This is a genomic window from Nostoc sp. (genome assembly GCF_036917635.1).
Classification (GTDB): Bacteria; Cyanobacteriota; Cyanobacteriia; order Cyanobacteriales; family Nostocaceae; genus Nostoc.
This window is the reverse complement of sequence record NZ_JBALCW010000037.1, coordinates 18,161-33,278: the sequence shown is the minus strand read 5'-3', so window position 1 is coordinate 33,278 and position 15,118 is coordinate 18,161. Positions and strand designations below refer to the sequence as shown.

Genomic DNA, 15,118 nt, shown 5'->3' with positions numbered 1-15,118 from the left:
TCTTATACTTAAAATATGTAGCGCATCTTCATATAGAATTGGTATAAATCATTCCGCAAATATGCAATACCAAAAAATGTAGTGCATTCAATTAAAAACAGCTAGAGTTTTTACTTTTTCTTATATAGAGTGCGATATTCCCAAGGATTCACAAATTTAGTATCGCTCCAAACGCCAAGCCGTTGTTCTTTGGCTTCAGCTTCAGCTTGTTGAACTAAGTTTTTGCTAGGACACTTGTTTAAATAGGGACGATACACTTTTGCTAAACCTTCTTGCAACAATACTTGTTGCACAAAAGTGCCATTTTTTAAACGGACTTCGGCAATTTTACGCCCATAGCGATCGCTATCGGTGATATTCAAAGTCACGCGATCGCCTCCTTGTTGTACCAGTTCTTGTACCCGTTCTTGAGCTTTTACACCCCAAGTAAATTGATTGCGATCGCTACTGCGTTTACTCTGCTTTTCTTTGTTAGTATGAGCTATTTCTGGCGCATCTACACAAGCAAAACGCACGGTAATATTTTTGCCATTGGTATCTTTCACTACTAAGGTATCGCCATCACTCACTCGCTCAACAGGTTCTCCAGAAGTACCGATAAAGCGATCGCAGCCTATCAAACCCAAAATTATGATAGTTGCACAAAACCAAAATCGCACCGGTTTAGTTAATTTCTCCATCCAAACTCACCTGCATTACCTCTGTGGGATGATACTAGCAAAATGAAAAGATATATTTGTTAACCGTTGACATAATAAGAATTGTAACCTTCCAATTGTCTGCGGGAATTTCTGATGAACTTCTTGACTCACGTTCTGCATCTAGCTGGTTCAGGTGTCTTTGCCTATTACTCTGCTGCTCAAATTCGTGATTCGAAAACCCGCCCCAACATCCTTGCGGGGTTTCAGTTGGCCGAATCTGGCTCAGTGCCGTTTTTATCTGCACTTAGCGATCGCGCAGCTGCCGAAGGCGATACATGGCTAGCCGAAAAACTAGCAAAACATGCATTAGATGAAACTAGGCATGGTCAAATTTTTGCCCACGCCTTACAACAGATGAATAAACAAGTTATAGATTTTAAGCGTCAACCCCAAACTACATCCACAAAAAAATCACAACAGCGTAGTCCCTTTTTCGCAGCATTCTTTGAAGGCTACACCCAAGAACAGCTAAAACCGGCTGTTATTGATTGGGATGTGTTTATGGCTAGCACATACATTCTGGAGTTAGATGCTAGTAAAGACTTTGCCAGAATGGCGAAAGTATTACCTGATAACGAGTCAACTGCTCGTAACTTGAAGTTAGGAATGCTTTCTATTGCCCAAGATGAAACAGGACATGCTGCTTATCTCTATGAAGCGATGATGCGACGGATGTCTGCTAGTAAAGTGCAAAAACTCGTAGATATGTGGCGAACTCGCAAGGTAAACGCCTTGTTGGCAATGGTTGGCGGTATTCTCCAGCCTAATGGTGAAACGCGATCGCTAGTCCAGGATAGTGCGCCGTCGGAAATAGATTCTGAGTTGGTAGCTACGTAAGTGATAGATATTTTTGAGTATCTAATCTTCAAAAAATTGAGAACATTCAACATCTAGCTTGAAAGGCAAGAGTTCTACCTCTTGCCTTCTTAAAATTAAGGTACTTCCTACAAAAAATTATGAAAGCTGAAACAGAAAACCAGCGCAGGCTGACTTGTGAAGTAGAAACTACCCTAAAGGTGATTGGCGGCCGCTGGAAAGTTTTAATTATTAGAGAATTAATGACTGGCATAAAACGTTTTGGTGAGTTGCAACGGGCTTTACCTGGAGTTACGCAAAAGGTGCTAACCGAGCAACTCAGAGAAATGGAGCAAGACGGCATTATTCATAGAGAAGTTTATCCCCAAATTCCACCTAAGGTAGAATATTCTCTAACACCTTTAGGAGAAACTTTGCAACCAATTCTCTATGCTATGCATGAATGGGCTGTTGAACATTTAGCGCAAACAAATCACCATTAATATTGCTCCTTGTTCATCTTGGCTAACACTTAAGTTCAGCCGGGGGCAGTTCTTGCAGTTCTTGCAGGGGAGAATAATTTCTAACTATAATTTAACGTGAGTATCCAAGGAAGGCGCAGTTAAATTAAGATTCGTGAACAAGTCTTTGATACTCGTGAACAAGTCTTTGATACTTGCCTCCCCTGCCTCCCCTGCCTCCCCAGCTTCCCCTGCCTCCCCTGCCTCCCCTGCCTCCCCAGCTTCCCCTGCCTCCCCTGCCTCCCCTGCCTCCCCATCAGCGAGTCCGCGAGCGTCATTACGAATTAGTTTAACAGGGCATCAAAGCATCATATCTCCCTAGTACTGCCATATCTTCTGCATCTAACTCCGCCGGAATCCCACTGCGAATCAATTCCGAAAAGTCTTCATTGGGAACCATAACAGTCAAAGTGTACAAGCGAGTAGAACCAGTATTTTTAATCAAATGAGTCCCAGTGGGAGGCACTAATAAACTATCTCCAGCTTTGATCGTGGCACTCTTGCCGTCACATATAGCGATCCCCTCCCCTTTGAGGACAAAAAACATTTCCACTGCCCACTGATGGCGATTTGGGGGTGTTTGTCCACCTACATCGAAAATTTCTATACAGCAAGTCAAGGAAGTATTAGCATTTGTCGAATCGAAGATAATTGCTAATCGATTCGAGGCGTCGGCACTGATGCGATATACTTGGTAATCCTTGCTAGATTTGATAACCGGAATTACACAACGAGTAGCGTACATTTATTTATCCCCTCTAAAATTATCGATGGGTATGAAAATTGCTAAAATCTGAGTTGTGAATCACATAATTTTAGATTTTAAATTTTGGATTTTGGATTGAGCTATTACACCGAAGTCCAAAATTTTAAAAAGTCTGAGAGCAAGCGAATTTAAACGCTAGAACAAATCTAAAATCTAAAATTATTGATCGAAGAAAGAGCATTAATGCATGGGATCAATCTAAAATCATTCGACTGAGCGTAGCCGAAGTCCAAAATCCAAAATTGATTCACTCCTCACCATGATGCAGCGCTGTTAAAATCCCTTGGGAGTCAGTGACAAAACCGAAGCATTGTTTGACATTATACAATGTTGCCAGCCAACAATATTCAGGAGAAGTGGTAGCGGTACAATCTTTAATTAACACGCAGTCATATCCTAAGAAGCTGGCATCACATAACGTAGTTAGCACACATTGATCGGCATTAACACCAGCAAAAAATAATGTTGTCTTTCCTAGATTCCGCAAGATACTATCTAAGGGTGTATCCCAAAATCCGCTCATGCGGTATTTGTCCACACAAATATCTTCGGGAATTTTTTCTAGTTCGTCTACTACTGCTGCGGCCCAACTACCTGCCATAAGTACTCTAGCACCATTGCTTGGTAGTGGATCGCCCAATCCCACACCCTCCCCTGTGGGATTATAGACGTGGCGCGAACTAGCACTAATATTAAGCAAGTCGGGACGATTTCCCCAATTTATCCAAATTACCGGAACACCAGCTTCACGCAGTTCTGGAAGTAAGTTGTTCAAAGGTTCAATAGGCTGACGCGCTGGAGTTACGTCTACGCCGATATGCGCTAACCAGCCATCAGGGTGACAGAAGTCGTTTTGCATATCAATGACGAGGATAGCAGCTTTTGCCAAGTCTAGGCGCAGGGTTTTAGTTTCTGTTGATAAAATAAAGGGTTGTGGCGCTTTTTGAGGACGAGTGATATCTGCGATCGCATCATTCACTATCCACGCATTTGGTGCAACTCCCAATGTCCGTAATGGTAAATTCATAAAATTACAATACCCGACACCATTTTCTATTTTGTAACTTGAAACTTAGTTTAAAAGACGATTACTTAATTAAGGTTAAATATGGTAAATTTCACCATCCAGAATGTTTTGATTCCTCTCAGTGATGATTATGCAACAGTAGATGTACAGATTGTAGATGGTGCGTTAGCGAAGCTCGCCGAAGGCATCGCAGCGATGTCTACGACCGGCTCCGCCTACACCCCGAATCTACAAGCAATCGGCACTGTTATAGATGGCAAAAATAAGCTGCTGCTACCTGGCTTTTTCAACGCCCACACCCATTCATCCGAGATGTGGCAGCGAGGAATCATGTCAGTTTTCCCTTTAGAATTATGGTTGGCAGAACTGTATGATTTTACCCCCCTCGATCCCGAACAAATTTATCTAAGCGCCTTGGGTACTGCGGTGGAAACCCTACTTTCTGGCGGGACGAGTGTAGTAGATCACCTCGTGTTAATTCCCGGACTTGAGTTAGAAACGATCGCCATTGCCACCCGCGCTTATAGAGAAGTAGGAATTCGTGCCTTTATCGCCCCCTTAATTCAAGATGAATCCCTCAGCGCAGGTATGCCATCTGGGAAATCAGCCCAAAAGCATGAACCTTATTTTCGCTCAACTGCGGCAACATTGGAAATCATCGAAGAAGCGGTAAGGCAGTTTCATCGCCCGGATCAGGGTAATAAATATTTTAGTTGCACCAACAGGGATTCAATTGTGTACTGATGCTTTATTTCAGGGATGTACTGAGTTAAGCGATCGCTACAATCTTTGTCGTCACTCCCATTTACTCGAAACCAAAGCACAGGAAAAACTCGCCCAAGAAAAGTACGGTTGTACTGCTGTGGAACATTTGAAAAGAATCGGATATTTGAGCGATCGCACAACACTTGCTCATTGCGTATGGTTAAATGATGCTGATATCGCCATCCTTGCCGAAACTCAATCTACAGTTGTTCATAATCCCTTAAGTAATTTGCGTTTAGGCAGTGGCATCGCCCCAATTTTAAAATATCGCCAAGCTGGAGTAAATGTAACTTTTGGTTGCGATGGTGCTTCTAGTAATGACTCTCAAGATTTGCTAGAAGCAATCAAAATGGGTTCTATTTTACATAATATTACAGACTCAGATTATCAACACTGGATTACACCTAGACAAGCTGTAGAAATGGCATCCTTGGGAGGTGCAAAGGGACTAAATATAGCAGACAAACTCGGTTCCCTTGCTGTGGGTAAACAAGCCGATTTGGTACTTTATGACCTCACAAATTTATCATTATTACCCCGTACAGATCCTATTGGCTTATTAGTCTTAGGTCGTCCTACGAATGTTGTTGATAGCGTTTGGGTAAATGGCAAGCAAATTGTTGCCGATGGTAAAGTTACCACAATTAACGTTGATGAATTGCGACAAGAATTATTTAATCGCAGTCAATGGGAGACAAAGCGCAAGTCTGAAACCGTCGCCGAAATCGAGGCTCATTATCGCACGGTTATGGGGTTGTGAAACACAAATAAATACAGAACTGCGGCAAAAAACTCGTGCTTTGGTGTTTAATATTGAGTTAGAAAAGGGGAAATATAAGTAGGTAGGCAAGATAAAGGGACTTCCAAGAAATAAATTACCCAATCTTGTGGGGTGGGCATCTTGCCCGCCCATATACAAGGGCGCTCATGTTGCCCACCCCACAAGAAGTAGTTGAGTATTTTTTTATTTGGAAGTCCCAAAAGCAAACTATGTAACGAAAAGTAAAATCTCTGTATTTGGCTGGTAGTTGCGCCCTCTTGCGCTTTAGCGCAACTACCAGCCAGTAATGATTATTTGCGTCCACTTACTTATACTTAGTAAACTCATACCGCATCCTTTTCACTATTTTGGAGGAGTAAGAAGTATCTACAGTGAGTATTCTGCACATCCGACACGCTGCACAGGAAATCCTTGGCGAAAATCCTGATAAACCCAACACCACCTAACAAATCACCGCACCCGATCGCCTAATAATCTCCAATCCAATACTGTATAGGTTTTGTCTAAAAAATAACTCTAATGTAGGTTGGGTTGAAGAACGAAACCCAACATAATCAAAGCTTTGTTGGGTAACACTTAAGTTCAACCCAACCCACAAATTTTCAAAACCTAAGCAGTAGCGATCGCCAATCCCCATTTTCAAAACTGAGTTTCAAATTCTTAATCTTCATAAAGTTATAAATACCATTATTAACTTTTTAATAATACTTGTCTCAGCTTCTACATTCATGTCGTCAAGTGCGATGGTAATTGTGTAATCTAAAGACAGCAAAGCTAATTATTCAATTGAGGTCTGATGACTCCTACAATCATGCGTCAGCTTTGGTCAGTGGTTGAAACTGCCCAAGCCAAACTCCTCTTACAACTGGATGATGCTAGCTTGGTGCAGTGGTTAATAAAACAAACCGAAACACAAGTGTTGTTAGATTCTAACGAAACTGATTTTCTGTGCCACTACATTCAATCTCGGCTAGCCCTTATACGTGATATTGCCCATGAACGTCAGTGTTCATGATAGCAAAATCACGATGAATTGATTGATAGTCAAGTGTTATTACTATTGACTATTGGCTTTTTGGGGAAAATAACCTTCCACTAAGCAGTCAGAGCCGACTACACGCCAACGAACACGTTCTAGAGACAACGCCTCAGTCATGGTAGTAAAACCTAAATCGCCCACAGGTGTGGGAGCAATGCTACCACCAATGATTTTTGGGGCAATAAATGCTAAAACTTTTTGCACTGCTCCTTGAGCGATCGCACTTGCAGCTAAGGTTCCGCCACATTCCCACAATACGCTACAAAAACCCCGCTCATACAAGTACGCCATTGCCTTATCTGGTGTAAGTGATGTTAATTCCACCACCTCCACTCCCTGCTTGAGCAACAGTTCTTGGAAGTTGGGATTAGCACCCTTCTCTGTCAATACCAAAGTGGGAGCATCCGCAGTTTGCCACAGATGGGCATTTTCCGGTAAGTTCAGATGGCGACTCATTACCACCCGCAGGGGTTTATGTGCCTCTAGCTGACGGGTGGTTAAATAAGGATTATCTTGTCGAACTGTATTACCGCCGACAATTATTGCATCGCAAGCCGCCCGCAGCTGATGTACTTCACTGCGGGCTTCTTGGCTTGTTACCCAGGTGCTATGACCAGAGGTAGTAGCAATTTTGCCGTCTAAAGTCATGGCATATTTTAAAATTCCTAAAGGTCGTTTGTAGAGAATGCGATGCACAAAAGCTTCATTTAGCTGATGACAAGCTGATTCTTCTACTCCTACCAACACCTCGATCCCCGCCGCACGTAAACGGGCAATACCACCTCCAGCTACCAGGGGATTAGGATCAACCATCCCCACTACTACTTTTGCTACCCCTGCTTGGATCAATCCTTCAGAACAAGGGGGAGTACGTCCGTAGTGGTTGCAAGGTTCTAGGCTGACATAGATTGTTGCACCACGAGCGCGATCCCCTGCTGCCCTCAAGGCAAACACTTCTGCATGAGGCTCACCTGCACGAGGATGAAACCCTTCGCCGACAATCTCGCCATCCTTGACAATCACCGCTCCTACTAACGGATTTGGCGAAGTCCGTCCTAAAGCGCGGCGAGCAAGTTCTAAACACCGCAGCATCATGCGAGAGTCAAAGTCACTTCCGATCTTTTCCTTTGGTGGTGAATTCAATCCAACTGCTGACTCCACTAGATGTATATCCTGAGTGTAATTTGCTAAGGAGGCATCTGCTTGAGCGACTACTGGGGAATTATCCATAATTTTAGGCAACACTGTAAATATTCTGCACGCGATCGCACAGCCTTTTCACAGGAGAATCGCGCTTTGCTGAGGGTAATTAAACAGAGTTAAATCCAGGCGCTATTATTTAGCTGTATCAATCTGTAATATTTACAATTCTTCTTACAGCTTTTTTTCATCTATTTGAACCACAATCTCCTGTAGGGTAGCACAGCTAACTGTGCTACCCTAGCATTTACAGCGTCGCTACAAGTTCCTTTAAGCGATCGCGTCCATCGCGGAAGACGGGCCAACCATCCCCCACCAGCACTGCTTCTACGCGACTCAGTTGAGCCAACCTCTGCACAGAAGCAATAGCCTCCTCTCGATTCAGCAGCTTGTCATCTGGTAAAATCGTTAAACTACCTGCTTTGCGTGCCCTGACTAAATCCCCTGTGATCAAAGTCGTCTCCTGCAGTAACAGAGCTAATTCACCAGGAGTTTTCGAGCCTTGGAGTTCAATTACTTTTAACCCAGGTACGAACTCTTCACCATCAGACAGCCAGCGATCGCAAGGTATAGGGAAAGTATCTTTTTCTGCCACAGGGGCAGCTATTTTAGCATAGGTTTGATCGGCAATTTCTTTACTTGCCCTGATATGCTCAGAATTCGTCAGCACAATCCAAACCACACCACCGAGGGATTTTAGATGATTCCAATCATGGTTTGATAGGGCTACTGGGTCAATCAAGATGTTGCCATCTGGGCGAATCCAGGCAATCCCATTGAAATCAATATTTCTTGCCGGATTGAAATTAGACCAGCTATAGAGATCGGGACGGTGCAAAGATTTCATGATGATTCTGGATCAGTACTTCAGTAATTGACTATTTATATCAATAATTAAGTATATAGATAATAAGGTTGCATTCCCCCAGAATCTGGAATTTAACTATACTATGTAGTCAATGATGCCATAGCGCAGCACGTCTAACATCCCGCGATTTTCCAATTCTTGGCACAGCCGTTGGAAGTCCCTTAGATTGAACTTCAGCACCATGAATGTCTATCAGCTTTTACCATGCTTCTAGCTGAGAAATCTCAATAAAGTGGAAAATAGTAGTTTTATCTAATGCCAACTTTAGCCGCAAGCTGGCAGCATCGCCTAATTAATAGCCACCATTGTGATATTAGGGAGTCAACTATGGCAGTTTAAAAGCGCGTTCTGTTATTTGGCTGGTCATTGTATCGAAGTCCTTTTCTATTAAGGATTTACAGTCACAATGCCCAACCGTGGGTATTGACTTAATTCGTTGCATTCTGCGCCTTGAGCGGACTGAGGGGCGGCTCGAATGTTTGGGGCGCGGCCCGGATGCCCGTTGGCAGAAGAAATAGGTACTGTACCTATTTAATAGGTGCTCTTAAGCTGTTTAGTACCTATTTTATTTGTTGGTTAATTCAGTTGCCTCTCTTATAAGCTAGAGCCAACACAAGCTGAATCATTTCCCTCAAAAGTCGGGAAATGGATCTTTGTCGTTGAATCACTATATTATGCTTTATCATACCAATGAGTTATAACAGTGCTGTAGTAAAATGCTAGGGAGTGAATTCGCTCATAAAAAGCATCATGTTCCATTAATTCTATCTCGTCTGTTTCTGTACAAATTGATAGTAATGATATTTGAGCATCACCATGTAGAATAAAACCAACTAAAAATTTTTTTTCATCTCTACCAGCCCAAAACTCTGTGATACTTTTAATTTTAAAAGGGGAGCTTGGAAGTTTTACTTCTGTTTGTTCTTGAATGAAAATATCTTCTGAATCTACCTCAAAATCTATTACTGGTTTATCTGTTGAAGAAAGATTATAAATATATAATTCCTCCTGTGTTTTCATAAATTGAATTATTTTGTCATCCTGTAACTTGAGTACAAGGGTATCCATTAAAATGTTAGATTGATTATCTTCATAGATATAAAAACGGCCAACATCTTGAATTTCAATTTCCAGCAAAATGCTTATTTGTTTTCGATTTAAGGAGAATCCCATTTTAATGCACCTCCTTTTCCAGCTTCTAAAGTGTGGGATAAATCATCCCGCTACCATAGAATACCCAACTATTTATTGTGGAGTAGACATCTTACCCTATAATATTAAAGCAATTTTTAAAACTTCCCTATATCCCGCCCATATCTGCGTTCACTCCATCAAAATCAAGCGCAGAGGATCTAAACGCACATACCAAGGAAAAGCTTGGTCTTTCATCGTCGCCCATTTTTCTTTGAAGACTTCAGCTTGCAGATGATAGTCTTGAGAATTCTTGCCAGCCGAATGTAGTTTGAGAAACAACGTCATCCGGTGAGGCGTTTCACTTGTTCTTACTACCCAGCAGGGAAAGGTATTTTCCTGTGATGAGTCTTTGGTAAAAATGAACTGATGGGCGCGAATGCCGATGTGGGATAATTCACTTTTGACAGGTTCAATTACTTGCAGAGTACAACCCCAATCGATCGCTTCCACTTGTTGCGATGAGTGAGAAATAAGGCGGGAGAAGTTTTTGCATCCCGTAAGTTGGGCGACACTCACAGTAGCTGGATGCTGGAAAATATCATGTTTGCTGCCATAATGAACGGCTCTACCATGCTCCAATACCAATAGATTCGGGCAAATCCGATAAGCTTCTTCCATATTATGGGTGACAAACAGAGTCACACCTTGATAGCCAGCAAGAGTTTCTGTCATTTGCTGCTCTAATTGACTACGCAGATGCGTGTCAAGTGCCGAAAACGGTTCATCCAAAAGTAATGCTTCCGGTTGACTTGCTAATGCTCTTGCCAAAGCTACCCGTTGTTGTTGGCCCCCTGAGAGTTGGTGCGGATAGCGATCGCCTAATCCCTGCAACTGCATCGCTATTAATTGCTCCTCTACTTGCACTCTAATACTCCCAACCGATAGTCCTTTAGGCAAGCCAAAAGCGATATTTTGCGCCACACTGATATGTGGAAACAGAGCATAATTCTGCACTAAAAAACCAATGCGGCGATCGCGGCTAGGTAAATTAATTCCTTGTTCTGAGTCAAAAAGGACTCTCCCATTTAAAACTATCCGCCCGATTGTCGGCGTTTCTATCCCCGCAAGGCAGCGTAAAATCATGCTCTTACCTGCACCAGAACCCCCTAATAATCCCAAGGGTTGCTCATCAGTAGTAAAAGCAACTTTTAAATCAAAGCTAGGAAGTATTTTTTCAATGTTGACAAACAATCCACGCGACTCAGAAGTAGAGTCCAACGGATAAAGATTTTCCCCCTGCCTCCTACCCCCTGCCCCCTGCCCCCTGCTCCCTACTCCCCCCTTCTTTTCCCTCAATTCTTGCCAGAAGTTGACTGCAATAATTCCAGATAGAGAAATCACCATAATAGCGATCGCCCAGAACCAAGCCTCATTCATTGCTCCCCCTTCCACAGCAAAATAAATCGCCATTGGGATTGTCTGCGTAAGTCCAGGAATATTACCAGCCAACATCAACGTCGCCCCGAATTCTCCCAAAGCACGGGCGAAAGCGAGCATTGTGGCGGCTACAATTCCGGGTAATGCTAGGGGAAAACTAATGCGCCAAAAAATTGTGGCTTCAGTTGCACCAAGGGTTCTAGCTACTCGCAGCAAATTACCATCTATTTGTTCAAAAGCTCCCAATGTAGTTTTATACATTAAAGGGAAAGAAACTACGGTAGCTGCGATCGCAGCACCATACCAAGTAAAGACGATGGTGAAGTCAAAAGCCTCCATGAGTTTCCCTACAGGGCCATTTTTGCCAAAAAATAGCAGCAACAAGAAACCGACAACCGTAGGTGGTAAAATCAGTGGCGCAATAAAGATACTCTCAATCAACGATTTACCTTTGCCACGATATCCCAGCATCCAGTAGGCAGCAGCGATACCCAAGAAAAATGTGATAAATGTAGCAAGTAATGAAGTTTTGAGTGATATCCAAAGAGGCGATAAATCCAATGGCATAGTTGCAAAGCGAAGAATTAGCTCAACTAATCCCTAATTTACCAACTTTAGTTAAAACATGTTGGTAAAAGTTGGTAAATTACATTTATTGCAAAAATAAAAGCACAACAATGTTGGTTGTGCTTCCGTAGTTCCTTTGTATTCTGACAATTCAGGCTATGTGGAAAAGCTAACGATTAACCTAACCTCCTAATCCTCTTCCCAATGCTCTAAGGGAGAAAATAAAATTCAAAGTCTCTCTCCTTAAAGGAAGAGAGAAATAGAAGTGAGGTTTTCCAAATCGCGTTAAAAGTTAGGTTTGTATTCATTTCATTGTGACAACATTTTAATTAGTCAAGTTGAGTGCTGTAGGCGCTAAAACCATAAGCCAAAATTTCTTTTAAAGCATCTGATGGCTTAAGACTTCTATTGATGGCATTAGCAAACGGCACTGGAATTGCTTTAATTGTTTCCGGCAAAATTGCATATTCTTGCGTTGGTTCGACGCTGTATTGGGGACACTTAGCCTTCATCCCAGCAGTCGCTAACATTTCATTTATTTCAGCAGATGTATATTGCTTGAGATAAACTGGATTTCTCACAAATGGATTCAGCCTTCTGATAAAATTATGGATAATATGAGAAGGACAAGACTTGTTGTGGAAGGAATGATTAAAAACGAAAATTCCACCAGGTTTTAGTACGCGAGATATATCAGCCAGCAAATTTCTTAATTGTGCATCTGGGATATGCATAAAAACGCAGTTAGAAATTACCAAATCTATAGAATTATCTTCTAAAGGCAATATTTCAGCCGAATTGCAAATTAAGTTAAATTCAGCTTCAGGAAAAAAATTGTATTCTTGTTTAACCTTGATTAACCGCCGCAACAAAGGTTCTGAAATATCAATTCCATAATATTTCTCGCATCTCAAATTTTTCGCTTTAGATAGATGTAAAGGTGCGCGACCATAACCACAACCAATTTCTAAAATAGAATCAACAGATTTATTCAATGGAAATTTGTTCCAAGTACCTCCAGGTGTGCCAGTTAACAGAGTGTAATCTTGTTTGATGGGCGATGTATCTGCAAGTTTTTCAACTTTTTGGGAACCATAATATGTTTTACCAATTGCGTCCCATCTTTTTTTATGTTGAGTATTATTCAATTGTTCATAGTCGTTCGGAAAATAAATACCATCTCGTAATTCAAAGTCATTCAGACTGAATTTTTCATTTGCTAATTGAGTCATTAGGATTATTCCTCATGAATAGTCAAGTCTGTTTTCTGTTATACTCTTAACTCAGCATTAACCGCAAGCGATCTTTACTGAATTGCTCTACCTTAGCCTTTCTCAAAGTCTATAACTGTTTTTATTCAATGGAATATGGTTCGTAGGGTAGCACAGCTATGCTACCAAAGCGCCTATTGCATCCATTCCCGCAGGGTACGAAAACCGTTGTAATAGCAACCTGCCGCCCGATCATCAGAACACAAGTTCGTATACATTAGTTGATAGACTGCAACAATCGGAGGCTGGGATGCAAGAAGGGTCACAACAAAAACGGGTGGTAGTTGTAGGTGCTGGTTGGGCTGGTTTAGGAGCAACCTACCATTTGGCAAAACAAGGCTATGATGTGACGCTTCTAGAAGCAGGACCTTATCCCGGTGGACTGGTGGCAGGTTGGCAAACAGCCGCCGGAAAATCTGTTGAAGCTGGGATTCATGGCTTCTGGTATCCTTACAGAAATATTTTTTCCCTCATCAATGAATTAGAAATTAATCCTTTTACTACTTGGACTCGTTCTTCGCAATATTCGCCAGCAGGTTTGGAAGTTGAATCACCGATTTTTCAAGACTTACCCCGGCTTCCCTCGCCACTAGGAACTTTTCTCTACACTCAATTTAAGCGGCTGCCACTAATTGACCGTCTCAGCGCCCTGCCTTTACTTTATGCTGTTGTTGATTTTGACAATTCTGATGCAGCTTGGCGACGCTATGACTTTGTAACTGCCCGTGAATTATTCAAAGATTTTAACGTTTCTTTCCGACTTTACCGCGATGCTTTTGAACCAATGTTATTGGTGGGCTTGTTTGCCCCTGGTGAACAATGTTCAGCCGCCGCAACTTTAGGAATGCTTTACTTTTTTATTCTGGCTCATCAACCAGATTTTGATGTAGTTTGGTGTCGAGGAACTGTTGGAGAAAAAATATTTCGTCCTTGGGTGGAACGGATTGAAAAAGCTGGTGCGCGAGTATTACCCAAACGCCGAGTTACAGACTTAATTGTTGATAGCAATCATCGAGCCAAGGGTGTGGTTTGCGGTGATGAAGTAATTGAAGCAGATGCGGTGATTTTTGCAGTTGGCATCGCGGGCATGAAGAAAATTGTTTCAACTAGCCCTAGTTTACAAAGTCGTGAAGAATTCCGTAATTTGAGCAATTTAGGAGCAATTGATGTTTTAGCAACGCGACTATGGTTTGACCGCAAAATTGATATTCCTCGTCCTTCTAATGCTTGTTTTGGATTTGACCAGAGTACAGGTTGGACGTTTTTTGATTTGAATGCTCTACATGATGAATATCGGGATGAGCCGGGAACAGTAATTGAAGCTGATTTCTATCACGCGAATCAGTTTCTGGGTTTGAGTGATGAGGAGATTTTAGCAATAGTTCAGGGTTATTTAGCAACTTGTGTATCGGCGTTTCGGGAGGCAAAGATAATTGATAGTAGTGTAATTAGGCTGCCTCAAGCGGTAACTCACTTTGCACCTGGCAGCTATCGTTATATGTTGCCCGCTAAGACAAGTTTTGAAAATGTATTTATGAGTGGGGATTGGATTGTCAACCGTCATGGTTCCTGGTCACAGGAAAAGGCTTATGTTACTGGTTTGGAGGCGGCGAATTTGGTAGTGTCTTATTTAGGTGAAGGTCAGCCATCTGAGATTTTAGCTGTAGAAGAGGATGAATTGCATATCCAAGTGGCGCGATCGCTCAACCAAACTTTGCGTGACTTGGGCAAATCGATTCTACCTAAATTTTGGTTGCCCTAATTTGTAAGGACGCAAAGAGTTAATTAATAATTCTAATCTAAATTCGGTAAGCTAAAGAAAGCGATCGCGATACCATCTTTATAATGTAAATCAAATCACATAAGCTTATGGAGCCAGACTCTTTACAAACCGAGGTGATTCTGACGCATCCGCGCGAGTCCCTCGGTAAAGTGCAACTTGATTGGACACCCCAACCCGGAAACTATCTCGATTTTGAAGGTAAAACCTACGCGGTTTTAGAACGTCGCCATCGATATCAACTTAAAGGTGGGCGCTACCGCTTGCATAATATTGCTATTTACGTGCAGTCGGCTAAACGGCCATCTGAGAAAAGTTTGGTAGGGGGACGTTGGGTAGTTGGCGATGCCTCCTGTTCCTACAATGCTCATTCAGAAATCATGCGCTGTGCAGTCAACCCAGATGGACCTTGCGAATCTTGCCGCTTTTATGAAAAGTTAGAAGTCACAAGTTAGGAGTTTGGAGT

14 protein-coding genes and 1 pseudogene are annotated in these 15,118 nt (G+C 42.2%); 6 read left to right on the top strand and 9 right to left on the bottom strand.

The window, feature by feature from the left end; genetic code table 11:
- Positions 1-110: 110 nt before the first annotated feature.
- Positions 111-680, bottom strand: a complete 570-nt coding sequence (locus V7K32_RS10090) for a thermonuclease family protein (protein ID WP_334992684.1) — start codon at positions 678-680, stop codon at positions 111-113.
- Between the two features lie 114 nt (positions 681-794).
- On the opposite strand from V7K32_RS10090, the gene V7K32_RS10085 reads away from it, so the two are divergent.
- Both V7K32_RS10085 and V7K32_RS10080 read left to right on the top strand, forming a co-directional pair.
- The gene (locus tag V7K32_RS10085) at positions 795-1,538 is read left to right on the top strand and encodes a ferritin-like domain-containing protein (RefSeq protein WP_334992682.1); all 744 of its coding nucleotides are present in this window, start codon (positions 795-797) and stop codon (positions 1,536-1,538) included.
- A gap of 119 nt (positions 1,539-1,657) precedes the next feature.
- The gene (locus tag V7K32_RS10080) at positions 1,658-1,999 is read left to right on the top strand and encodes a winged helix-turn-helix transcriptional regulator (RefSeq protein WP_334992680.1); all 342 of its coding nucleotides are present in this window, start codon (positions 1,658-1,660) and stop codon (positions 1,997-1,999) included.
- Positions 2,000-2,306: 307 nt separating this feature from the next.
- Here the strand turns inward: V7K32_RS10080 and V7K32_RS10075 are convergent, their stop codons facing one another.
- Positions 2,307-2,762, bottom strand: coding sequence for a cupin domain-containing protein (locus V7K32_RS10075; RefSeq protein ID WP_334992678.1), 456 nt, complete (start codon positions 2,760-2,762; stop codon positions 2,307-2,309).
- Positions 2,763-3,030: 268 nt separating this feature from the next.
- Positions 3,031-3,810, bottom strand: coding sequence for a cysteine hydrolase family protein (locus V7K32_RS10070; RefSeq protein WP_334992676.1), 780 nt, complete (start codon positions 3,808-3,810; stop codon positions 3,031-3,033).
- 81 nt (positions 3,811-3,891) lie between these two features.
- On the opposite strand from V7K32_RS10070, the pseudogene V7K32_RS10065 reads away from it, so the two are divergent.
- Positions 3,892-5,335 (top strand): annotated as a pseudogene (locus V7K32_RS10065) (amidohydrolase).
- Positions 5,336-5,798: 463 nt separating this feature from the next.
- Here V7K32_RS10065 and V7K32_RS10060 read toward each other — a convergent pair.
- A complete protein-coding gene (locus V7K32_RS10060) occupies positions 5,799-5,999 on the bottom strand; it encodes a hypothetical protein (protein WP_334992674.1) in 201 nt (66 codons plus the stop codon).
- Positions 6,000-6,152: 153 nt separating this feature from the next.
- Here V7K32_RS10060 and V7K32_RS10055 point away from each other — a divergent pair, with 153 nt between their 5' ends.
- Positions 6,153-6,371 carry a hypothetical protein gene (locus tag V7K32_RS10055; RefSeq protein WP_334992673.1) on the top strand — a complete coding sequence of 73 codons (219 nt, stop codon included), beginning with the start codon at positions 6,153-6,155 and terminating at the stop codon, positions 6,369-6,371.
- A gap of 42 nt (positions 6,372-6,413) precedes the next feature.
- Here V7K32_RS10055 and ribD read toward each other — a convergent pair whose 3' ends face one another.
- From ribD to V7K32_RS10030, 5 genes are all read right to left on the bottom strand, one after another.
- Entirely contained in the window at positions 6,414-7,625 is a 1,212-nt protein-coding gene (gene ribD / locus V7K32_RS10050) for a bifunctional diaminohydroxyphosphoribosylaminopyrimidine deaminase/5-amino-6-(5-phosphoribosylamino)uracil reductase RibD (protein ID WP_334992765.1), read from the bottom strand.
- Between the two features lie 217 nt (positions 7,626-7,842).
- The gene (locus tag V7K32_RS10045; RefSeq protein WP_334992671.1) at positions 7,843-8,442 is read right to left on the bottom strand and encodes an MBL fold metallo-hydrolase; all 600 of its coding nucleotides are present in this window, start codon (positions 8,440-8,442) and stop codon (positions 7,843-7,845) included.
- A 693-nt stretch (positions 8,443-9,135) separates the two neighbouring features.
- The gene (locus V7K32_RS10040; protein ID WP_334992669.1) at positions 9,136-9,636 is read right to left on the bottom strand and encodes a hypothetical protein; all 501 of its coding nucleotides are present in this window, start codon (positions 9,634-9,636) and stop codon (positions 9,136-9,138) included.
- 150 nt (positions 9,637-9,786) lie between these two features.
- On the bottom strand, positions 9,787-11,601 hold the full coding sequence (modB, locus tag V7K32_RS10035) for a molybdate ABC transporter permease subunit (RefSeq protein ID WP_334992667.1): 1,815 nt from the start codon (positions 11,599-11,601) through the stop codon (positions 9,787-9,789).
- A 329-nt stretch (positions 11,602-11,930) separates the two neighbouring features.
- A complete protein-coding gene (locus tag V7K32_RS10030) occupies positions 11,931-12,833 on the bottom strand; it encodes a class I SAM-dependent methyltransferase (protein WP_334992665.1) in 903 nt (300 codons plus the stop codon).
- A gap of 289 nt (positions 12,834-13,122) precedes the next feature.
- Between V7K32_RS10030 and V7K32_RS10025 the strand changes: the two genes are divergently transcribed.
- A complete protein-coding gene (locus tag V7K32_RS10025; RefSeq protein ID WP_334992663.1) occupies positions 13,123-14,634 on the top strand; it encodes a hydroxysqualene dehydroxylase in 1,512 nt (503 codons plus the stop codon).
- Between the two features lie 107 nt (positions 14,635-14,741).
- Positions 14,742-15,107 carry a DUF6464 family protein gene (locus V7K32_RS10020; RefSeq protein WP_334992661.1) on the top strand — a complete coding sequence of 122 codons (366 nt, stop codon included), beginning with the start codon at positions 14,742-14,744 and terminating at the stop codon, positions 15,105-15,107.
- Positions 15,108-15,118: the final 11 nt, after the last annotated feature.